Here is a 21,451-nt window from a genome sequence, read left to right as displayed (position 1 = left end):
GACCCAGCGCCCTTTGAGGGCGGCCACGCGCCGCGAACGCATACGCTCCGCGTCTGTGCCCGAACGCCCGCGGCCGTCCCTCTCGCTGCCCACCCCCGGCGCCCGGCGCGCCGTGGTGGTCGGCGCGGGCTCGTTCGGCACCGCGATCGCGGTGCTGCTGGCGCGCGGCGGCGTGCGCACGACGCTCCAGGCGCGCACCGCCACGCAGGCCGAGCGGCTCAACGCCGACCGCGAGAACCAGGCCTACCTGCCGGGCGTGAAACTGCCCCAGCCGCTGAAGGTCGAGGCGGTCGGCGCCGGCCTCGCGCGCGCCGACTACGTCCTGCTCGCGGTCCCGTCACGCGGGCTGGACGAGGTCATCGCCAGCCTCCCCGCCGCCGGGCTGCCGCGACGCGCCGCGGTCGTCTCGCTGGCCAAGGGCCTGGTCCCGCCGCTGGGCACGCCGCCGACGCTGCTGCTGACCGCCGAGTTCGGTGCGCATCGCGTGGCCTGTGTCGGCGGCCCCGCGCACGCGGCTGAGATGGTCCATGAGGGCGCCGGGCTGGTCGCCGCGTCGGCCGACGAGGAGCTGGCGTTGGCGCTGTCCTCGTTCTTCCAGAAGGCCGGCGTCGTCTGCGAGGCCTCAAACGACCCGGTCGGCGTCGAGCTGGCGGGCGCCGCCAAGAACGCGGCCGCGCTGGCCGCGGGCGCGACCGAGCGCCAAGGCCTGAATGCCGCGGGCGCCGCCGCCGGCCACATCTTCGCCGAGGTCTGGCGCTTTGCCGAGGGCCTCGGCGCGCGGCCTGAGTCGCTGATCGGCCTGGCCGGGACCGGCGACCTCGTCGCCACCGCGCTGGCGCCGCAGTCGCGCAACCGGCGCGCGGGCGAGCTGTTGGCCGACGGCGTCCCGGCGAGCGAGATCCCGGAGCGGATCGGCCAGGCGGTCGAGGCGATGGAGGGCGTGCCGCTGCTGGCCAGCGCGCTCACGCACGCCGGCGTCGAGGCCCCCGTGACGGGCGGGCTGTCGCGCCTGATCCGCGGCGAGCTGCCGCTGGACGACTGGGTCGCGCTCGTGCGTACGACGGTTCCGCCGCCCGCACGTTGGCGCCCGCCCCGCGTCGAGCGCGGCTTCTGGCAGCGGCTGCGCGCGCGCTGGCAGCGCCCAGAGGCCAATGGCGCCTGAGACATCCGACAGCGGTGGCGGTCTGGCGCGCTGGGCTCCGGCCTTGCTGCTGATCACGCTGCTCGCGCTGACCGCGATTGCGACCTACGCAACCGCGGCGCGGCTGCACGACAGCGAGCAGGACCAGCTCAGCGAGGACGCCGACACGGCGGCCGCGGCGATCGACCGCCGCATGAACGACTACGAGCAGATCCTGCGCGGCGCGGCCGGCCTCTACAACGCCTCCGACGACGTCAGCTACCGCGACTTCCACAACTACTTCGCCGACCAGGACGTCGCGCGCCGCTTCCCGGGCGTGCAGTCCATCGGCTTTGCGTCCTACGTCCCGCGCGCCGGGCTGGCCGCACACGTGCGCGAGGTGCGGCGCGACATCGCGGCGTCCGGGATCAAGTACCCGCGCTTTGAGCCCTATCCCGCGCTGAAGCCCGACGACCAGGAGGCGCTGCTCAGCGACCACATCGAGCCGCCGCCCAACCGCGCCACGTTCGGCTTCAACTTCCTCTCGGAGGCCAACCGCCGCCGCGCCGCGCTACTGGCCCGCCGCACCGGCGAGCCCGCGGCAACCGCGCCGATCCAGCTCGTCCGCTCGCCCGGCTCGTCGCTGGGCATCGACTTGATGGTCCCGGTCTACGCCGCCCCGCCGTCAGAAACCGGCGCGCCCCGGCAGTGGCGCGGCATCGTCTACGCGGCGTTCCGCATGGACAACCTGCTGCGCGGCGCGCTCGGGCACTCCGACGTCGAGATCTACGACAACGGCCCGTCGGCCACGGCTCCAAACCGCGCGCACCTCGCCAAGGGCGCGGTCGCCTTCGACCTGCGCCCCGGCCGTGCGACCGCCGCCCGCGACGGCGACGCCGACCACACGCGGATCCGCACGCTCGAGGTCGCCGGGCGCCGCTGGGCGGTCGTCTACACGCGCAACGGCACGTCGCTGAGCACCGGCGAGCGCGCCGTGCCGTGGGTCATCGGCGTCGCCGGCATCCTCGTCTCGCTGCTCGCCGCGGCGCTGCTGCACGCGATGGCGACCGCCCGGCGCCGCGCGGTCCGGCTCGCCGACGAGATGACCGTCGAGCTGCGCGAGCGCGAGGCGGAGCTGCGCGCCTCCAACGAGGAGCTCGAGCACTTCGCCTACCTCGCCTCGCACGACCTTCAGGAGCCGCTGCGGACGATCACGTCCTACGTCGGGCTGCTGGAGAGCCGCGTCGGCGACCAGCTCGACGAGCGCGCGCACTCGTGGCTGGGGTTCGTCTCCGAGGGCGCGGGCCGGATGTCGCAGCTGATCACCGACCTGTTGGAGTACTCGCGCACCGGCCGCTCGACGCGCGACGAGGCCGAATCCGTCGATCTGGCCGCGGTCTGGGACCTGGCGGTCGCCAACCTCCAGCACGCGATCTCCGAGAACGGCGCGACCGTCGAGCGCGATGCGCTGCCGACCGTCCGCGCACGCCAGCGCGAGATGACCTCCATGTTGCAGAACCTGATCGGCAACGGCCTGAAGTACCAGCGCGAGGGCGTGGCGCCGGTCGTGAGGGCGCACGCCGAGCGCGCCGGCGACGGCCGCTGGGAGATCGCGATCTCCGACAACGGCATCGGGATCGAGCCGCGGTTCTATGAGCGGGTGTTCGGGCTCTTCCAGCGACTCCACACCTCCGAGGAGTACCCTGGAACGGGGATGGGCCTGGCCATCGTCAAGAAGATCGTCGAGAGCAACGGCGGCAGCGTCCGGGTGCAATCCGAACCCGGCGCGGGCTCCACGTTCTACGTCACGCTGCAAGGGGAAGAGGGATGACGCGCACCGCCGAGCTCCATCGGCTGCTGGTGGTCGAGGACTCCGAGGCCGACGTCGAGCTGCTGCGCGAGGCGCTGTCTGACAGCGCGCCCGCGGTCGCGCTGGACGTCGTGCGCCACGGCGAGGACGCGCTCGCGTTCCTGCGCCGCGAAGGGACGTTCAGCAGCGCCGAACGGCCCGACCTGGTGGTGTTGGACCTCAACCTCCCGCGCATGGGCGGCTTCGAGGTCCTGACCGCGCTGCGCGAGGACGTCGACCCGCGCCTGCGCCGGCTGCCGGTGGTCGTGTTCACGACCTCCCAGACGTCGACCGACGTCGAGCGCGCCTACGACCTGCACGCGTCGTCGTTCGTCACCAAGCCGACCGCGTTCGAGAGCTACCTCGACGTGGTGCGCGCCTTCCGCGAGTTCTGGCTGCGGGTCGCGACGCTGCCCGCGTCGTCCGGTTAAGTGGCCACCGCGGCGGCCGAGCCCTGGCGCGCGCTCCTGGACGAGGGGCGCGAAGACGAGCGGCTGGTCCGGCAGGCCTTCGAGGGCGCGCGCCGCGCGGTGCTCGCACCGCTGCCCGACGACGTCCATCCGACGTTGTTGAAGGGGTTGCGGGACGCCGGCGTCTCGGAGCTCTACCGCCACCAGGCGGTCGCGTGGGAGACGTTCCCGGAGTCACCGTTCGTGGTGACGACCGGGACCGCGTCGGGCAAGTCCATGTGCTTCAACCTGCCGGCGCTCGACGTGCTCTGCACCGACGCCAAGGCACGCGCGCTGTACCTGTACCCGACCAAGGCGCTGGCGCAGGACCAGGCGCGCGCGATCGCGTCGTTCCGGCTAGGACGCCATGTGCGACCGGCGATCTACGACGGCGACACCAAGCGGGAGGAGCGCACGGCGATCCGCAAGCGCTCCAACCTGATCCTGACCAACCCGGACATGTTGCACATGGGGATCCTCCCCAACCACGCGGCATGGGGCGACTTCTTCGCCAACCTGGCCGTGGTCGTGGTCGACGAGGCGCACGTCTACCGGGGCGTCTTCGGGTCGCACGTCGGCAACGTGCTGCGGCGGCTGCGGCGGGTGTGCGCTGCGTATGGCGTGGAGCCGCGGTTCATGATGGCGAGCGCCACGATCGCCAACCCGGTCGAGCTGGCGGAGGGGTTGACCGGGCTCGAGGGCGTCGCCCACATCGACGAGGACGGCTCGCCGGGCGCCGCGCGCGAGATCGCGATGTGGAACCCGCCGCTGACCGACGAGGCGCTGCAGACGCGACGGTCCGCGCTGGGCGAGGCGGCCGACATGGTCCGCGACCTGGTCGTCAGCGGCGCGCGGACGATCTGCTTCGTGAAGTCGCGCAAGGGCGTCGAGTTGGTGGCCAAGCTGGTGGCCGACCAGCTGGCCGACGCGCATCCAGCGCTGCGCGATCGCGTGGCGCCCTACCGCGCGGGCTACACGCCCCAGCAGCGGCGGGAGCTGGAGGCGCGGCTGGTCTCGGGCGACCTTTTGGCCGTCGTCACGACCGACGCCCTGGAGCTGGGCATCGACATCGGGGCGTTGGACGCTGCGGTCGTCGTCACCTTCCCGGGGACCGTTGCCTCCTTGAAGCAGATGTGGGGACGCGCCGGGCGCCGCGGACGCGGCTTCGCGGTCTACATCGCCGGTGAGGACGCGTTGGACCAGTTCTTCTGCCGCCACCCCGACGAGTTCCTCGGGCGGCCGGTCGAAGCGGCGATCATCAACTACGAGAACGAGCAGATCCACGATCCGCACCTGCTCTGCGCGGCGCACGAGTTCCCGATCGTCCCGGAGCGCGACGCGGAGACGCTCGGACCGCGGGTGCGCCTTCATTGCGAGCACCTCGAAGCCCAAGGTCACTTCGTGCAGCGCGGCGGGTCCTTCGCGCTGCGCAAGCCCGAGGACTACCCCGCCGCGCGGGTGTCGCTGCGCTCGGGCTCGCCGGACGCGTTCGGGGTCGTGGACCTGTCGAGCGGCGAGTTGCTGGGATCGGTCGACGCCGCGCGCGCGTTCACCACCGTCCACGACGGCGCGATCTACCTGCACATGGGTCGCTCCTACTCGGTGCGTGAGCTGGACGTCCACGGGCGGCGCGCGCTGGTCGAGCCGTTCGGCGGCAACTACTACACGCAGCCCAAGAAGGAGACCGACACCTACATCGAGCGCCTTCTCGATCGCCGGTCGACGATGGGGGTGACGCTGTCCTTCGGGATGGTCTCGGTGAGCGAGACGGTCGTGGCCTACCAGCGCAAGCGCCTGCCCGATCACGAGCCGATCGATCTCAATGGCCTTGATCTGCCGGAGACGACGTTCACCACGCAGGCGCTCTGGTACGAGCCCGACGCCTCGCTGTTGGCGGAGGACTTTCCGCTGGAGCTGTTGTTGGGGACGTTGCACGCGGTCGAGCACTCGCAGATCGCGGTCCTCCCGCTGCTGGCGATGTGCGACCGCTGGGACATCGGCGGGTTGTCCACCAACATCCACCCGCAGACCGGCGGGCCCACGATCTTCATCTACGACGGCCACCCGGGCGGCGTGGGGATCACCCAGCAGGGCTTCATCGGCTTCGAGCGCCTGGTCGCCGACGCCTACCGGCTAATCACCGAGTGCCGCTGCGAGCGTGGCTGCCCGTCGTGCGTGCAGTCGCCGAAGTGCGGCAATCTGAACGATCCGCTGGCCAAGGACGGCGCGGGCGAGATGTTGCGGCGCATGCTGGATCGCTAACGAAGCTGCAGCGGAGCCGCTCAAAGCTGCGCAAGAACCGGTGCACGCCGGTGATTCGATCGTTCGTGGCCGACCTTTTGGAGCGTGCGCTTCCCCTCTCAGCGCCCCATCGCTCTTTTCTTGCTGTCTTTCGCCGGCGCGCTGCCGGCGTCAGCGGCCGCTGCCTCGGCGCCGTCGGTCGGCGCCGCCGAGGCGTCCGCCGGCCCGCGGTCCGGTGGCGCGGAGTTCGGCCAGCCCAACGGGCGGCCGAGCGCGGCGCACCCCATCGCGACGACGTTCCGGATCGGCCGCCACACGCTGACCGCGGGAACGGCACCGAAGCTGGCGGTGCGCGTCGACCAACGCGGCGTATCGCGCGTCACGGCGCGCGTGGTGTTCCGGCCGTTGAAGGGCTCGGGCGGCAGCGTGCTGACCGTGCCCCTCGGCCGCATCCGCACCGGTCGCCTGCTGCACCCGGCGTGGCCGTCTTCCGCGGCGCTGAAGCCCGGGCGCTACATCGTCTCCCTGCACGCCTCCGGCCCGGCGGGCGGCCAGCTGTTGCGCCGCGCGAAGGCGTCCGGCAAGGCGCCGCTGACGGTGAAGGCCAAGCCCGCTCCGCCCGCGCCCAAGCCGCCGACCACGCCGCCGGTCGTCGCGCCGACGACGCCCGTGCCCGACCCGGGGATCACCAACGACGGCGTCTTCCCGGTCGCCGGCGCCCACAGCTTCGGCGGCGCGGACGCCCGCTTCGGCACCGGCCGCACCGGCCACACCCACGAGGGCCAGGACGTGCTGGCCGCCGAGGGCACACCGGTCGTCTCGCCGCTGGCCGGCATCGTCGTCGCCCGCGACTACCAGGCGAGCGCCGCCGGCTACTACCTGACCGTCGACGCCGCCGACGGCCGCTCGTTCTTCTTCGCCCACTGCCAGAAGGACACCTTCGCCGTGACCGTCGGCCAGACGATCCCGGCCGGCCAGCAGCTCTGCCGCGTCGGCCACACCGGCGACGCGACCGGCCCGCACCTGCACTTCGAGATCTGGCTCGGCGGCTGGCGCCGCGACAAGGCCTCGCACGCGATCGACCCGCTGGCGCAGCTACAGGCCTGGGACCGCTGAGCGCGCCACAAGAGTCAGCTGGATTGAGCCGCCTGGCTCTGGCGCGCGCGCCATCTGCGCCATGACACTCCCGCGATGGCCCTCGGCGCCCGGTCCTCTCGCCGCCTTATCGCCGTCGTTCCGCCCTTGTTGGTGGCCTTGCTCGCGCTGCCGTTCGTCGTGGGGCAGAACGCGTGGTGGGAATGGGCCAACCCCTATTGGTTCCTGGGCCGGCAGGCCGCGCACGTCTCGGCGACGGGGTTCCCGACCTTGTTCTTGCAGTTGGAGACCGGGACGTTCAACCCGTACTTCGTGTACTACGCGGGGCCGCTACTCAGCGTCCTCGCCTATCCGGCGGCGCTCTTCGGCGCGTGGCCGGTGTTTATCGGGGCGACCGTCGGCGCGATGGTCGGCGGCTACTTCGGCGTCTGGTGGGCGGCGTGCACCCTTGGGCTCTCGCGCACGACGGCCGTTCTGCCCGGCCTCGCGTTCGCGTCCACCCCGTTCCTGATCAGCACGCTCTATGACCGCGGCGCGTGGGCGGAGCTCGTCGCCGCTAACGCCGCGGCGGTTCTGTTCGCCGGGGTGCTGGCGGTCGTCTTCCGGCGCCCAGGCGCGCGGGACACCGGCGGGCTGATCGCGATCCTCGGCGCTTCGGCGGTGGTCGCCGGGACCCACAACATCACCTTGATGGTGTCGGCGATCCTGCTGCCGCTCCTGCTGCTCGCGCTGCTGCCGCTGCGCCCGGCCGACGCGGTGCCCCTGGGCGGTGCGCTGGCGCGGGCGGTCGCCGCCGCCGCGCTCGGGATCGGGCTGACCGCCGCCTGGCTGCTGCCCAACCTCTGGTACGGCCGCGACACGCTGATCGCCCAGCCGGAGCTCAACGACACGACGCTCGCGGACTTCTCCGGCGGGACGGGCGCGACCTCGCAACTCACGCCCTGGCCGCACGTGCCCGCGGCGATCGCCGACGGCGACCGCCACATCCACCCGCAACTACCGGTGCTGGTGCTGCTGTGGGCGATCGGCGTGTTCGCGGTGTTGGTGGCACGGCGGCGGCCGGTGCCGGGCCGCGTCCTGGCCGCGGTCGCTGGGCTGGCGGTGCTGGGGGTGGCGATCATCGTGCTCGTCGCCAACCCTTCGTGGTGGCTGCACTTCCCGCCGCAGGCGCGCATCGTCCAGTTCCCGTTCCGGCTGCTGACCTACGCCGCCCTGATCGTGGCGCTGGGCGCGGCGGTGACGATGCGGGCGCTGGGCGGCGGTGCTGTTGGCCGGAGAGCGGTCGCCGTGCTTGGCGCCGCCGTCGCGGTGCAGCTGGCGTTCGGGGCTTACGTGGCGCTCGACGGCCAGGCCGCGTCGCCATTGGGCGACGTCAAGCCCCCGCGCAAGGCCGACGCGCGCGCCGAGGACGTGCCGCCCGCGTTCGCGTCGGCGGCGCTGCTGACCCCGGCGCAGTTCCGCGTGCACTATCGGCCGACCGCGGATGCGAGCTCCGCGGCCGCCAGCATCGGCATCGATGACCCGCTGACCTCCGACGTCGCCACGATCGGCGGCGACCAGCCCGCGGGCACGCTGGTGCAGGTGCAGGTCGCGTGGTCGCCTTACGCGAAGGTCACCGGCGGCGCGTCGCTCGCGGGCCGCGACGCTGTGGGGATGGCGATCGTGCGCGTCGAGGCCACCGGCCCGGATGGACGCTGGGCGGCGAAGGTCTCACCGACCACGCCGGGCCCGCTGGCCGTCGGGCGGATCATCAGCGCGCTCAGTCTCCTGGTAGTTGTCGCGCTCGCCGCCACCGCCCTGCGTGGTCGCCGTCGTCGTCAGCGCTCTGTCACGCCCGCGCCTGATTCCGCAGCGCCGGAACCCATTGCAGCCCTTGTGAAGTAACGTCTCCGCCAGTCCCATTTTTGACGGAGGAGGGTCCAACACGTGCTGCTGTCCAAGCGCGTCATCCTGGCCGCGACGCTTGCGCTCGCGGCCTCCATTCCGGCCGGCACGGCTTTCGCCGACACCGAGCTGAACATCGTCCCGCACGGCAACGAGGCGCCCGGCGTCCCGTGGGCCAGTGCACCCGGCATCCTGCCGGCGGACACGCAGGCCAAGATGTATGACCGGATCACCCCGCTGTTCCGCGACATCACCGACGACGTGCTCAAGCCGAGCACCGACGGGACCGGGTACTACAAGTCGGCCGCGTTGCTGCCGGAGAGCTCTGCGTCGTTCGTGACGAGCGAGAACGTCGGCGGCACGTCGCCGAGCGCCGGCGCGGTGAGCGCCCGGATCAAGCGCGACACCTACGGCGTCCCGCACATCTACTCAGACACCGATGCGGGCGCGATCTTCGGCGCCGGCTACGCGGTGGCGACCGATCAGTCGCTGCTGCTCAACCAGGCGCGCTACAACGGCGTCGCGGGCCTGATCGACATGCCGGGCGTCCCGGCCATCAACCTGGTCCTCGGGTTGTATGACTACAAGCCGAGCGCCAAGGTCTCCGCGGCCGCGGAGAAGCTGCAGACCGCCGCCATCGAGAAGCAGGGCGCGCAGGGCAAGCAGTTGCTCAACGACATCGACACCTACCTGGCGGGCATCAACGCGCGCATGCAGGTGGCGCAGCCGACGTCGCCGAAGTTCACCCGGATCGACCTCTACGCCTTGAACGCGATCAAGTCACAGTTCTTGGGCGAGGGCGGCGGCCAGGAGGTCGACAACGCGCTGTTCCTCGACCAGCTTCGCTCGAAGCTCGGTACGAAGAAGGGCGATGGCGCGTTCGAGGACCTGCGGGCGCGCAACGACCCGGAGGCGACGTACACCACGTCGAAGTCGGCCAAGCTGCCGTCCGTGTCGGTCTCCAAGCCGTCCGGCATGGTGCGCTTGAAGAGCGGGTCGTTCAAGAACTCCTACATCAAGCTGCCCGACGCGAAGGCCTCGGCCGCGGCAGCGCACGCCGCCAACACCGGCAAGCGTCAGCTCGCGTCGAACATCCTGATCGTCAGCGGGTCGAAGTCAGCGACCGGCAAGCCGCTGTTCGTCGGCGGACCGCAGATCGGCTTCAACTACCCCGGGTTGACGATGGAGATGCAGCTGACGTCGCCGTCGATCAACGTCGAAGGCGTGACGAGCGCGCCGTTCCCGGGCTACATGCTGATCGGCCACGGGGTCGGCTACGCGTGGTCGCTGACCTCGGCGGGCGCCGACATCATCGACACCTACGCCGAGAAGCTCTGCGGCGGGTCGAAGACCAAGTACTCCTACAAGGGCAAGTGCCTGAAGATGGAGAAGGTCGAGGCCGGCACGATCGGCAAGGTCGGCGGGAGCAAGACCAGCAAGGCCACGTTCTACCGGACCATCCACGGACCGGTGATCGGCTACGCGACCGACCGGTCGACGGGCAAGCAGGTGGCGCTATCCCAGAAGCGCTCGTCGTACGGCCGTGAGACCGTCGACCAGCTCTTCAACCAGCAGATGACGTACTCGCGCGTGCACTCGGCGAAGGACTTCATCAACGCGGCAGCCAAGTCGCCGCAGACGTTCAACTCGTTCTACGCGAGCGCGACCGAGTCGGCGTTCTACACGTCCGGCGCGATCCCGACGCGTCCCAAGGGCGTCAACGGCGATCTGCCGGTCGACGGCTCGGGCAAGTACGAATGGACGGGCGAGCTGGCCAAGGCCAAGCACCCGCAGGTGACCAACCCGTCATCGGGCATGATCGTCAACTGGAACAACAAGCCGGCCAAGGACTTCCCGGCCGGTGACGACCGCTTCGGCAACGAGGGCGGGATCCAGCGCGTCGACATGCTGAACTCGGAGCTGGCGCGCTACCCGAAGGCGACGCTGGCCAACGTGCTGGCGGCCGCCAACGCGGGGGCCACGGAGGACGTCCGGATCACGCAGCTCTGGCCGACGCTGAAGGCGATGCTGGCCAAGGGCAAGGCGCCGGACGCGCAGTCCACCGCTTTGGTGGCGCGGCTGGACGCCTGGTACGCCGCCGGCGGCTCGCGCGTCGACCGCAACCTGGACGGCAACGTCGACGATCCGGGCGCTGTCATCCTCGACACGGCCTGGAAGGGCCTGACCGACGCCGGGTTGTGCGACCGGCTGGGCAGCGGGCTGTGCAAGTCGCTTGAGGGCCGGATCTCCCGGTTCGACCTGCCGCCCGGCGGCCAGTACAGCGGCTGGCACCAGTACATGGACAAGGACCTGCGGACCTTGTTGAAGAAGAAGGTGGCCGGTAAGTACCACCTGACGTACTGCGGTGACGGCTCGGTCTCCAAGTGCTCCTCGGAGCTGTGGTCGGCGCTGGCGAAGGCCGGCAAGTCGATCGCGGCCAAGCAGGGCGCGGACCCGTCGAAGTGGACGGAGAAGGCGGCGACAATCTCGTTCTCGCCGTTGCCGCTGACGACGTTCCAGTACACCAACAAGCCGACGGGCATCCATCAGGTGATGGCCTTCGGTCAGTAGCTAGTCGAGCGCAAGGGTGGCGTCGAGATCGGCGCCACCCCGTTCGACCCGCAGTCCGCCGTCGACGTCGCCGAAGCCGCCCAGCACCAGCCTGGATAAGGCCGGGAGCTTGAGCCGACGGATGAGCTCGTCCTGAAGGGCCTTGGCGCCGAGGTGGAAGGACAAGGCGCCTGGCGTCTTGGCTGCTTGTGGCCTCCGCGCGGCAATCGCCTGGAGGCTCACGGCCTGGTCGTTGGTCACCACCAGCACGCCGTCGAGCACGGCCAGCTTGACCACCGGCTTGCCGTCGTCGGTGATGATGTAGGCCTCGCCGTCGCGCTTGACGTTGAGCTTGACGCCCGCGATGTCCAGCGCGACATCAGGCACGGCCGTCAGGCGGTTCAGCGCCGTGGTCAGCTCGCCGCCTGTCGTCAGCTCCGCCCGCACCGCCACCTTGCCGATGGCCTCGGGCGTGACGGTCGCCGTGCCGGTGAGGCCGTCGAGGATGTCGTCCACGTCGATCCGGCCGAAGGTCTTCAGCGGTCCCTTGACGGAGTCGAGCTGGTTCAGCGCGTCGGCGAGCGACTTCGCGAACGGCAGGTCGAGCGCGTCCTTGTTGTCGTCGAAGAACTTCACGGCCTGCGCGGGGTCCCGTAGAGCCAGGTGGATCGGTTTTATTCCGGGCGCCGGGCGCGGCGGTTGTGCGCCGGTGGCCAGCGGCAGTTGCTCCGGGGTGACCGCCGGGTCCGTCGCGAGGTGCACGCGCACCCGGACGCCCGGCCGTTCGAGCGTGACCGCGAGCGAGCCTTCGCGCAGCGCGTTGACCCACGGCACGTTGTTGGCGCGCGGCGCCAGCAGCGGCCGCGCCGGGCCGGCGGCCTTGACCAGCGCAGGTACGCGCGCGAGCGGCCCGAGCCGCTCGTCGAAGGTGCGCGGCGCCAGCCCGGCGGCCGCGTCGCGCGTCGCGAACGCCTTCGCGACCGCCGCGGCATCGCCGCCAAGCACGACCTCCGCACCGCGCCGGCCGTACACCGCGCCGTCGCCGCCGCCGCCGCTCGCGAGCGCGTACCCCTCTACGCCCTGCGCCGGTGCCATGGTCCGCTTCAACCGCTCCTCATCCACGCCCCGGCGAAACACCGCGCCGACATCATCGGCCGACTGCCCGACGACCGCCGCCGTCACCCCCGCCTTCGCCAGCGCCGGCAGGTCCAGCGCCAACCCGGCCACGCTGGCGCTCAGCCCCTTCACCGCTGCCGCCGGCCCCCACGCGACCACCGGCCCGCCCAAGAGCGACGGCAGATCCGCATCCGCATCCAGCCCGATCCCGCGCATCGCCGACCGCACCCCATCCGCCGCGAACCGCGCCGCCAGGAACGTCCTCGAAAGATCCCTCAGCCGCGCCCCCTGCGCCGACCCCTTCTGCGCGTCGAGCTCGAACACCACCTCCGCACTCGCCGGCGCGAACGCCAACGCCGCCGCCCGCCGATCCCCAACCTCAGCGTCACCACCGCCACCCCCACGCGCAAGCAGCCACACGCCAACGCCGACGGCCACCACCGCCACGACCACCCCGCCGACCACCCACCGCCTCACCGCCGCGACCCTACCCTTCGCGGTACCCTTCCGCGCCACGGCGAGTTAGCTCAGTTGGTAGAGCACACGACTGAAAATCGTGGTGTCCCCGGTTCGAGCCCGGGACTCGCCATCGCCGAGAAGCCCTGCGTTTGCAGGGCTTTCGTCGTTCTGGCGGAGTGCGCCGGAACGTCCTTCGGCGCCGGGTGTAAACAGATCTGCAAACAGCAGGTCGTCGGAGACGGCACGCAGCCGCGCCCTGATCGGGCGATGGACGACGTCTCGATTCCCTTCCCGGCCGAGCTTCTCGACGTGTGGTCGAGCAGACGGCCGCTCGCCTCCGGGCCTCCGCGCCCGTCGCCGAGCCGTGGGTCGGAGTCGATCGGGTCGCTGCCCATCTCGCCTGCAAGCGCCAGCGCATCTACGACCTGGTGAGCCGCCGGACCATCCCGCACCGCAAGGAGGGATCTCGGCCGCTGTTCAAGCTCTCGCACCTCGACGCCTGGATCGAAGGCGGCAGCGCAACGTGAGCGCTCCCGCCCTTCGGCTCGTCTCGGTCCCGACCCAGGGAGCCGAGATGGCAGCGAAGAAGTCATCGCTGGAGAAGACCAAGACGCCCGGCGTCTATCGTCGGGGCAAGAAGTACGTGTACGCCTACAGGATCCGGGCGTGCAGCGCTGGAAGACCGTCGACGCCTACGACGAGGCGCACCGTGGCAAGCTCGCCGCCGAGGTCGACGTCGACCGCGGCGAGCTGCGCGACCTCTCCCGCGTCTCGTTCGGCGACTACGCCCGCGAGTGGATCGTCAACTACCAGGGCCGCACATCCAACGGCTTCCGTGGCTCGACGCGCCGCGCCTACACGCAGATGCTCGAAGCGCGGATCATCCCCTACTTCGACGGCCGCGTCCGTCTCCGCCTCGCCGAGATCGAACCCCGCGACGTCAAGGCCTTCGTCCGCTGGATGAACGAGCAGGAGGACCCACGCCGTCCCGGCCGACTGCTGGGCAAGTCGTGGATCCGCCAGCACATCGCCGTGCTCCGAGCGCTCCTCGGCGACGCGATGGAGGAAGGCGTCATCCGCCACAACCCCGCCGCCGGCGTCCGCGTCACCGTGCCCGAGGACGACGACGGCGCGCCCGCGGGCAATCGAGAAGCGCACGATGACCATCGACGAGCTCCGCCGCGTCGTCGTCGAGATCCCACCCCGCTGGCAGTTGTTGTTCGAGTTCATGGCATACACCGGCCTACGCATCGGTCGAAGTCAGCGAACTGCGCTGGGGCCGCGACGTCATCCTCACCGGCCGTCCGTACGTGAAGCTGCGCTGGCAGTTCGCCGACAACCGCGTCTGCGAGCTGAAGACCCGATACGGCAAGCGCGACATCCCACTCTCACCAGGCCTCGTCCGCAGGCTCACCACCATCCAGCCGCCCGACTCCGACGGCCAACTCGTCTTCCCCTCCACACGCGGAACACGCCTCAACCGCAACAACTTGCAGTCGAAGGTGCCAGGCCCCGCCGCGCGCCGCGCAGGCTCCCGTGGGTCACGCTGCACACCTTCCGCCACACCTGCGCCTCGCTCCTCTTCGCACCCGTCGAGCACGGCGGCGGAGGCAAGAACGCCAAGCAGGTGCAGGTGTGGCTCGGCCACCACTCGCCCGCGTACACGTTGAAGGAGTACGTCCACCTCATTGACGCAGGCGTCGGCGATGCGAGCTTCTTCGACGCGGTGCTAGGCAGCTAGCTATCGCGCTAGCACCTTGACAACCCAACCGACCCATCAGCTAGCATCACAACTCAACATCCTTAACAAATCGCCCCCGCGTCGCTACCAACGACCGGGGGCACGGCCCAAGGAGCAGTAACTCCATGAGCACCCAGCAGCGTAACCACGCCTGCCTCGTTGCCGTCGACCCGTCCACGGCCGACGTCCTCCGCCACCAGACCCTCGTCGTCCTGGAGGCCAACCACTACTTCTTCGAGGAGCTGCCGCAGTTCAGCCCCGAAGCCCAGCACGCGCTCTCGGTGATCTACCGCGACGCCTTCGCCGTTCTCGACGCCATCGGCTGGTCCCCGGACGCCTCAGCCGGCCCGGTCGACGTCCCGCTCACCGACGGCCACATCGACCAGCTCCGCCGCTGCCGCTTCGACCTCGGCGTCACCAACATCAACCGCCTCGACCTCCTCGACGCCGCCACCACCGAAGAGCAAGCCGCTTCGATCCGCGCCGCCATCGACGCCGACCGGACCGCCGCCCAGACCCTCGATTTGCAGGGCGAGCGGCAGCGCTCCCCGATCCACGGCAGATCGGGGTCACGATCGGATAGAGATCGGCCCACAAAACCCCCAGACCTCCCCTGTCCCGCCGCCCACCGGTGATGCCCCGACCGGCGGGGTCAGGGGCGCAGCCCCTCTTAGCCGCCCTCACAGCGGAGGCGGTACTGGTCGGTCAAGGGAAGTCCGTCAGGACCGCGCGAAGCGCGCCCGAAGGGTGACCTTGACGGACCACCACCGCCGGAGCTACCCCACCCTGTCTAGTCCTCTTGATAGTCCAGACCTACAACTTGCCTTCGCTGCCTGATAGGAGCGCGGACCGGAGCCGCGTATTGGCGCAGCCAGCGGAGGGACGCTCTGCAGGCCCAGACAGTCGCGTAGGATCGAGCCGTGCCTCTGCGCTCGATCTCGGTGGAGAACTATCGATGCTTCGCCGATCGTCAGACCCTTGGCCTCCGACCGCTGACGATCCTGCTGGGACGCAACAACGCCGGCAAGAGCGCTCTTGCTCGGCTGCCGTTCATCGCCGCTACAGGGTTCCGCACAAGTTCCGCCGCACCGCTCGACCTGGAATCGCTCAACTGGGAGAACGGCACGGTATTCACAGAGCTGATTCGCGGACATCGCCCTCACGGCAGTGTCTCGCTCAGTTTCGAGTTCGAGTCTGACCGTGGAGATGTCTCGTTGGACGTCACGGTCCAGAACATCTCTGAGACCCGCTCGCAGCTCGTCAGCTCGTTCGAGCTGAGAGCGAGCGGGGTGCATCTTGGCTTCAAGTGGGACCAAAAGGCTCCTCAGCCCGAAGCGCGAACCTACGTGAGCACCCACGGTCAGACCTTTGAGGGTCCGATCGACTTCGCAGGCCTGCTCCCAGTTGTCGCCCCGCAAAAACTGGCTGGCGACGCCACGGACGAAGTCACAAGGCTCATCGCGACCATCCGGAACGACTTTGATGACCTCCGCTACGTCGGACCGTTCCGCGACAAGCCTAAGCGCTTCTACCAGCTCCCTTCGCGGACACCCGATGCCGTTGGGGTCGTAGGCGAGCATGCCCCAGCCCTCCTAGCCGCCGATCGCATCCTGGGCGACAGCAGCCTGCTCGGTCTCGTAAATCAACACCTCGCGGATGCCGCCGCGCCGACCTGGGCTATCGATATCGACAGCAGCACCGGGCTAGAGAATCTGTACTCGATCGTACTTGCGGCGCAGGCCGAACCTGAAGTTCGAATCAACTTGGCGGACACGGGCACCGGCATTGCACAGGCACTACCGATTCTCGTTCAGCGAGCGCGCGATACACAGACGCCGCCCTCGCGTCCCACGCTCGAGATCGTTGAACAACCAGAGCTGCATCTACACCCTGCTGCTCACGCCTCACTTGCCGACCTATACCTCGCAGGAGTCGAGACGAGCCGCTGCCGGTATGTAATCGAGACGCATAGCGAAACGTTCATTCTTCGAGTTCGGCGCCGGATCGCAGAAGGGCTCGATCCGGCCAACGTCGGCCTGTACTTCGTTGAGCACGACGGGACCTCTGCCCATCTCACAGAGATCGGGCTCGATGAACTGGGCAACGTCGATCACTGGCCGCCGGGCGTCTTTTCGGAGGACTACGAGGAAACACGCGCTCTAGTCGACGCCCAGATCAACGCGGCGCCGGATGCGGATCAAGACTGACGTCGACGTGTTCGCGCTCGTGGTGCCGGCGATGGAGGTCCTAGCTCTCGTGCGGCTGATCGCCAATGGGCAACATGAATGGCTCGCGACACCAGACACAGCCGACGCGGCGACGCGCTACTTCGAGAACAAGCTTCCCGACGAGTCGCAGACGCTGACCCTTCTCGCCGAGAGCAGCTTTCAAGTCGCCGCAGCGTATTCAGCGCCCAGTGTCGGACGGCGGGCGCCATCTGTCACGGCCGCAACCCTCAGCGCATTCGTCGCCGACCTCTCCAGGTCAGCTTGCCTAGTCGTCGAGGATCGCGAGGCCGATGGCGCCTTCCTCGGCTCGCTCTTCAGGATCTTCGGGCGAAGCCGTCTCTCACAGGCTCTGGAGAGAGGATGGCTTGAGTTCGTGCATGCAGGTGGTACCGGCCGCGTCGTTTCGGTCGCACGTGGCGCCAAGCAGCACTTCCACCACCTGGAGCGCGTGGTCGCGGTGGTCGACAGCGATCGAATGACCCCGGGAGTGCAATCGCCCAATGCTCACATCGCCTCCCGCCTGGCCCCGGACGGGGTTCACGTCCACATCCTCGAGCTGCGCGAGGCAGAGAACTACATACCGACCAAAGCGCTGACGACGATCCGCGTGGTGCGCGGCCAGCGTCGTGTCCTGAGCGAGAAGCTTGAAGCGCTGAAGGGCCTTACCGTCGATCAACGTGGACACCTGGATTTCAAGAACGGGTTTCGGATGGGCGCAAACGGGCCAGAAGTCCCTGCCTCCCAAGCGTCGTTGTACGCCTCGGTCTCAGAAAGCGATCGCGTCCGTCTGGTCGGCGGGTTCGGAAGTAGCGCACTTGAGTGTGTGTCGACGGCCGAGGCGTCCCTTAAGCCGAGCGACTTCGCGACGGTGGCACCTAACGCCCGAGCAGAGCTTGAAGACCTGCTGAACAAGATCGAGAGAGCACTCTGAGTCATGGCCGCTACCCAGCCTGAGATTTCAGTACGCCCCGAAGTGCTGCTACTTGAAGATGTGCTGAACGAGATCGCTTCTGGCCGACTCCGGGTCCCGCGCTTTCAGCGACCGTTTGTTTGGCGACCGGAACAAATGTTGGAACTGTTCGACAGCATCGAGCGCGGATACCCGATCGGCAGTCTGCTCGTCTGGGACACAGACGCTGAACTTGAGAGCCTCGACAGCGTTGCTGACATTCGCCTTCCGCCCATCCCAGACGGCCGCAACGTGTCCTACATCCTGGACGGTCACCAGCGCCTTTCGACGCTATTTGGAAGCCTCTGGCGAAGGGAGTCGCCGCCGACAGACAAACAACGTGACTGGATGTGGTGGGTCTACCGGGACCTAACCCGCGGAGAAGCAGAGGGCGGCAATAACTATCGCCACGTGCGCTCGGCCGCCCCTGCGCCAGCGACCTGGCTCCCGATGCGTCACGTGTTGCGCACAATGGACTTCCTGACGTATGCACGGCGTCTGCAGGACGACGCAGACCCCGCCCTTTTGACCCAGTACATCGACGACGCGGAGCAGATCGCTCAGCATCTCAAGTCATATAAGGTCGCCGTTGTCCGCCTCGTCGGCGGCACACTGGACCAGGCCGTCGACGTCTTCTCTCGGCTTAACAGCAGCGGCACGTCGATGACACCGGACCTGATGGTCTCCGCCCTCACCTACACGCAAGGCGAGAGCCTTGCTGATCAACTTGAGGCGATTCAGGACGACCTAGCTCTCCAGGGTTTTACCGGCGTCGACTCCATCAACATCTTTCGCGCGCTTCTTGCCGTGATGGGCGAGGATGACATTCTGCGCACGAGTTGGGAACAGCTTGCACGCCGAGTGCAGGGGCAGCTTCAGCCGGCGATCGAAGAGTCTGGACGGGCGCTCTACCTGGCCGTTGAGTTTCTGAAGAACGACGTCGGCGTCAGGCAGTATCGCTTGCTTCCCTATGCCATCCAGCTCGTGCTGCTTGCCGCCTTCTTCTCACTCGATCCAGATCCAGAGGACGCCCGGCGTTCTGAGCTTCGCCGGTGGTTCTGGGTCACCTCCTGGTCCGGCTTTTTCGCGGGAGCAAACACCACGCAGGTCAAGGCTTCCCTCATGGAGATGCGCGATTTCGCCAAGGCCGAAATCTCGGCGATTCCCATCGACGAGCGGGCCAGGCCTTTCCCGGACCGCTTTGACATGCGCAGTGCTCGCGTGCGGACACTCTTGATCTGGCTGTTTCAAGAGTTTCCCGAGCCCCACGACCTTGAAGGCAACCCACTAGACCCGTTCGAGATCTTGAGCGAAGCCGACACGGGAGCGTTTCGACACGTGGTCGCGTCGTCGAACCCGGCAGGCTCAAGCCCTGCCAACCGCCTCATGTTCCCGACGCCGCGTGGCGTTTCCGTCAAGCGCGCATTGATCGATCTCAATCCGTTTGCCGAAGCGTCCATCCTTGAGAGCCAATGCATCCCCGCTGCCGCTCTCGAAGCTCTCCGCATGGGTAGAGACAACGATTTCGTCGAGCTTCGCGCAGAGGCGATGGCAAAGCGCGAGCGTGTCTTCATGGGAGAACTGGGCATTGTGCCGTCAGTTGAACTCGTCGGCGACGCCGACATCGACACGAACTAGCGCTGGCCGCGTCTGAGCTGCAAACATCGCGCAAACAAGCCCGACCGAAACGAGCCGAAACCGGCCAGTTGGGTGCGTGAGCAGAATCACCGCAGATGCAGGCCAATCACCCACTGAGCCGAGTCACTACTAAGCACTTCAGCGCTGCTGAAAATCGTGGTGTCCCCGGTTCGAGTCCGGGACTCGCCATGAGCCAAAGGCGCCGCAAAGCGGCGCCTTTCCCTTTGCCTGCAGAGCGCCGTAATTGAGCGCCTAAGCGCCACTTTCGGATTCCGTGGCCTATTCATGGCCTAATCGAGCCGTTTCACGGCCTCTGCAACGGGCGAGCTATCGTTCTCTAGCGAGCCCGAGACGGCAGGCGACCGGTGACGAATCCCTTGCCCCTGACGCGCTCGGGGCTCCTCGCAGCGCGACGGTCGGCGAGCCCCCGAACCGGGCACGCCACGATTCCTCGGAGTGGTCTTCGCCGTTCGGATCGGCGGCCCGCCATCGCACCCTGCGTGATCGCCCCACTGCCTGCTCAGGGCGTCGGGTCAGCGCGTGGCGCGAGTCACGCCGCGATGACGACTCGGGCGCCGGCCGCCTCGTACGTCGCGCGGGCACGCGCGTCGCGGGTGGCGAGCTCGGCGTCGTGCTCGACCGCCGCCAGGGCTACCAGCGCGTCGTAGACCGCGCCGCCGGAGATGTCCAAGCGAGCGAGCGTGTCGGCCAGCCGGCGGGTTGTCTTCTGGGCCAGCAACAGCGACGGCGCAAAGCGCTCGGCCAGCAGCCGCGCGGCGTCGGCGGGCTCGAGGCGCAAGTCGCCGGGCAGGCGGGTCAGCACGGAGTAGGTCTCGACAGCAGCGTGACCGGACAGCGCGATCTCACGGCCCGCCCACCAGGCGACAACGCGATCGTGCTCGTGATGGGTGGCAACCAGCAGCGGGATCGCGACGCTGGTGTCCAGCGCGAGAACCGCTACCGCCGCCCCGCGTCGATCAGGCCGAAGACGTCCTCGTCGCCGATCGCCGTCGCTCCGGTGGCGACCGTCACGCCGCCCTCGTCGACCAGTCGCGCCGTGCGCCCGGCCGGGACCAGTTGAAGCCCCGAGCCGTAGCGCGAGATGTCGACCGTCGAGCCCGGCGTCAGCCCCAGCGCGTCACGCAATGCCTTGGGGACGACCACTCGTCCCACGCTGTCGATCGATGCCCGCATTGCCATTACGATACTAGCCAAATCCCAGAGGACGGCGAGCGTGTTAGCCGACGGTAGATCAGGCGCTCAACCAACCGCCGCGCCGCCGACGACCACGCAGACCGCCACCGCCTTGCCCCCAGCGCCGTCACACCGGCACGACCAAGACCGGCCTCGACCAAAATTGCTGCCGGGGACCATGCGGCCCGCCACGCGCTCAAAGGCATGACGTCCACCGGCCCACAGCTCGTCCAGCCGGCCGGTGGCGCCGACCAGTCGGCGGAAGCGCTCGTGCTGGTCGGCGACGATTGGGACCGGCAGGACGGCGGCGACGTCGTCCAGGCCGCGGCGTATCGCGCGCAGCAGCCCGCGGAACGCCGAATCGCGGTCAAGCATGCGCTGCGCGCGGCGGCGCTGGCGCGTCGAGGCGATCCCGAGCTCGCAGGCCAGCAGCAGGCTGCGCGCTGCCGGCGCACTCGTGCCCTCGCGTCTGGCGCAAACGCTGCGTTGCAGGTGAGCCAACGCCGGTCGCGCCAATCGTTGTCGTCGATTAGGAGCCGCCGCTGCCGTGAGCGAGGGTCGCCCTCACCCCTCTCAGGCGCGCGGTGGCGGATCGAACGCCTCGGCGAGGACGTCGAAGGCGCCGTACTCGTCGAAGAAGATCCGGAAGTGGCGCAATCCGGCCCGCGGATGGCGGCGGTCCGCCAGGACCCGTGCGAGCCATGGCGAGTCGAGGACCTCCACGACCGTGTCATAGGCGTCGACCTGGTCAGACGTGACCGCCTCTATCGCCGTGAACACGAACGCATCCACCGCGGGAAAGCCCATCTCCTCCCACTCGACGGAACCGGAGTCCGTCTCGAGCTCATACCTGATCCGCAGGTCACGGGGCGCGAACGAGACGACGGGGCCGTCCACGAAGTTCTGGGACATGGCTGGAAGAGACCACACCTGGCGCG

At 69.2% G+C, this 21,451-nt stretch carries 18 protein-coding genes and 1 tRNA gene; 14 read left to right on the top strand and 5 right to left on the bottom strand.

The genetic code is table 11. The features are described 5' to 3' along the window. Positions 1 to 55 precede the first annotated feature (55 nt). From ACT01A_RS17530 to ACT01A_RS17500, 7 genes are all read left to right on the top strand, one after another. Positions 56 to 1,162, top strand: coding sequence for an NAD(P)H-dependent glycerol-3-phosphate dehydrogenase (locus tag ACT01A_RS17530; RefSeq protein ID WP_445148376.1), 1,107 nt, complete (start codon positions 56 to 58; stop codon positions 1,160 to 1,162). Further along, on the top strand, positions 1,152 to 2,951 hold the full coding sequence (locus ACT01A_RS17525) for a CHASE domain-containing protein (protein ID WP_445148375.1): 1,800 nt from the start codon (positions 1,152 to 1,154) through the stop codon (positions 2,949 to 2,951). The genes ACT01A_RS17530 and ACT01A_RS17525 overlap by 11 nt, the downstream gene beginning before the upstream one ends. After that, complete coding sequence (locus ACT01A_RS17520) at positions 2,948 to 3,400, top strand: response regulator (RefSeq protein ID WP_445148374.1); 453 nt, start codon at positions 2,948 to 2,950, stop codon at positions 3,398 to 3,400. The genes ACT01A_RS17525 and ACT01A_RS17520 overlap by 4 nt, the downstream gene beginning before the upstream one ends. Further along, positions 3,401 to 5,680, top strand: a complete 2,280-nt coding sequence (locus ACT01A_RS17515; RefSeq protein WP_445148373.1) for a DEAD/DEAH box helicase — start codon at positions 3,401 to 3,403, stop codon at positions 5,678 to 5,680. 120 nt (positions 5,681 to 5,800) lie between these two features. After that, complete coding sequence (locus ACT01A_RS17510) at positions 5,801 to 6,775, top strand: M23 family metallopeptidase (RefSeq protein WP_445148372.1); 975 nt, start codon at positions 5,801 to 5,803, stop codon at positions 6,773 to 6,775. A gap of 75 nt (positions 6,776 to 6,850) precedes the next feature. Then, a complete protein-coding gene (locus ACT01A_RS17505) occupies positions 6,851 to 8,638 on the top strand; it encodes a hypothetical protein (protein ID WP_445148371.1) in 1,788 nt (595 codons plus the stop codon). A gap of 42 nt (positions 8,639 to 8,680) precedes the next feature. Then, positions 8,681 to 11,209, top strand: coding sequence for a penicillin acylase family protein (locus tag ACT01A_RS17500; RefSeq protein ID WP_445148370.1), 2,529 nt, complete (start codon positions 8,681 to 8,683; stop codon positions 11,207 to 11,209). On the opposite strand, the gene ACT01A_RS17495 is transcribed toward ACT01A_RS17500, so the two are convergent. Beyond that, the gene (locus ACT01A_RS17495) at positions 11,210 to 12,781 is read right to left on the bottom strand and encodes a hypothetical protein (protein WP_445148369.1); all 1,572 of its coding nucleotides are present in this window, start codon (positions 12,779 to 12,781) and stop codon (positions 11,210 to 11,212) included. Between the two features lie 39 nt (positions 12,782 to 12,820). Here ACT01A_RS17495 and ACT01A_RS17490 point away from each other — a divergent pair. The 7 genes from ACT01A_RS17490 to ACT01A_RS17460 all read left to right on the top strand — a co-directional run bounded on the left by ACT01A_RS17490 (position 12,821) and on the right by ACT01A_RS17460 (position 19,319). After that, positions 12,821 to 12,893: transfer RNA gene (locus ACT01A_RS17490), tRNA-Phe, on the top strand. Positions 12,894 to 13,074: 181 nt separating this feature from the next. Next, entirely contained in the window at positions 13,075 to 13,290 is a 216-nt protein-coding gene (locus tag ACT01A_RS17485) for a helix-turn-helix domain-containing protein (RefSeq protein ID WP_445148368.1), read from the top strand. Positions 13,291 to 13,429: 139 nt separating this feature from the next. Further along, positions 13,430 to 14,077, top strand: coding sequence for a phage integrase SAM-like domain-containing protein (locus ACT01A_RS17480; protein WP_445148367.1), 648 nt, complete (start codon positions 13,430 to 13,432; stop codon positions 14,075 to 14,077). Positions 14,078 to 14,629: 552 nt separating this feature from the next. Then, complete coding sequence (locus ACT01A_RS17475) at positions 14,630 to 15,139, top strand: hypothetical protein (RefSeq protein ID WP_445148366.1); 510 nt, start codon at positions 14,630 to 14,632, stop codon at positions 15,137 to 15,139. Between the two features lie 285 nt (positions 15,140 to 15,424). Beyond that, positions 15,425 to 16,711 (top strand): DUF3696 domain-containing protein, encoded by a 1,287-nt coding sequence (locus ACT01A_RS17470; RefSeq protein WP_445148365.1) that lies wholly within the window; start codon positions 15,425 to 15,427, stop codon positions 16,709 to 16,711. Beyond that, on the top strand, positions 16,695 to 17,663 hold the full coding sequence (locus tag ACT01A_RS17465; protein WP_445148364.1) for a hypothetical protein: 969 nt from the start codon (positions 16,695 to 16,697) through the stop codon (positions 17,661 to 17,663). The genes ACT01A_RS17470 and ACT01A_RS17465 overlap by 17 nt, the downstream gene beginning before the upstream one ends. Positions 17,664 to 17,666: 3 nt before the next feature. Beyond that, positions 17,667 to 19,319: a DUF262 domain-containing protein gene (locus ACT01A_RS17460; RefSeq protein ID WP_445148363.1), complete on the top strand. Its 1,653-nt coding sequence runs from the start codon at positions 17,667 to 17,669 to the stop codon at positions 19,317 to 19,319. 550 nt (positions 19,320 to 19,869) lie between these two features. Here ACT01A_RS17460 and ACT01A_RS17455 read toward each other — a convergent pair. The 4 genes from ACT01A_RS17455 to ACT01A_RS17440 all read right to left on the bottom strand — a co-directional run bounded on the left by ACT01A_RS17455 (position 19,870) and on the right by ACT01A_RS17440 (position 21,425). Further along, complete coding sequence (locus ACT01A_RS17455; RefSeq protein ID WP_445152845.1) at positions 19,870 to 20,265, bottom strand: PIN domain-containing protein; 396 nt, start codon at positions 20,263 to 20,265, stop codon at positions 19,870 to 19,872. Positions 20,266 to 20,276: 11 nt separating this feature from the next. Then, positions 20,277 to 20,513 (bottom strand): AbrB/MazE/SpoVT family DNA-binding domain-containing protein, encoded by a 237-nt coding sequence (locus ACT01A_RS17450; RefSeq protein ID WP_445148362.1) that lies wholly within the window; start codon positions 20,511 to 20,513, stop codon positions 20,277 to 20,279. A gap of 66 nt (positions 20,514 to 20,579) precedes the next feature. Further along, complete coding sequence (locus ACT01A_RS17445) at positions 20,580 to 20,888, bottom strand: hypothetical protein (protein WP_445148361.1); 309 nt, start codon at positions 20,886 to 20,888, stop codon at positions 20,580 to 20,582. A gap of 198 nt (positions 20,889 to 21,086) precedes the next feature. After that, positions 21,087 to 21,425 (bottom strand): hypothetical protein, encoded by a 339-nt coding sequence (locus ACT01A_RS17440; RefSeq protein ID WP_445148360.1) that lies wholly within the window; start codon positions 21,423 to 21,425, stop codon positions 21,087 to 21,089. Between the last annotated feature and the right edge of the window lie 26 nt (positions 21,426 to 21,451).

It is taken from the genome of Baekduia sp. Peel2402, assembly GCF_052567285.1.
This window is presented reverse-complemented; position numbering and strand designations above follow the sequence as displayed.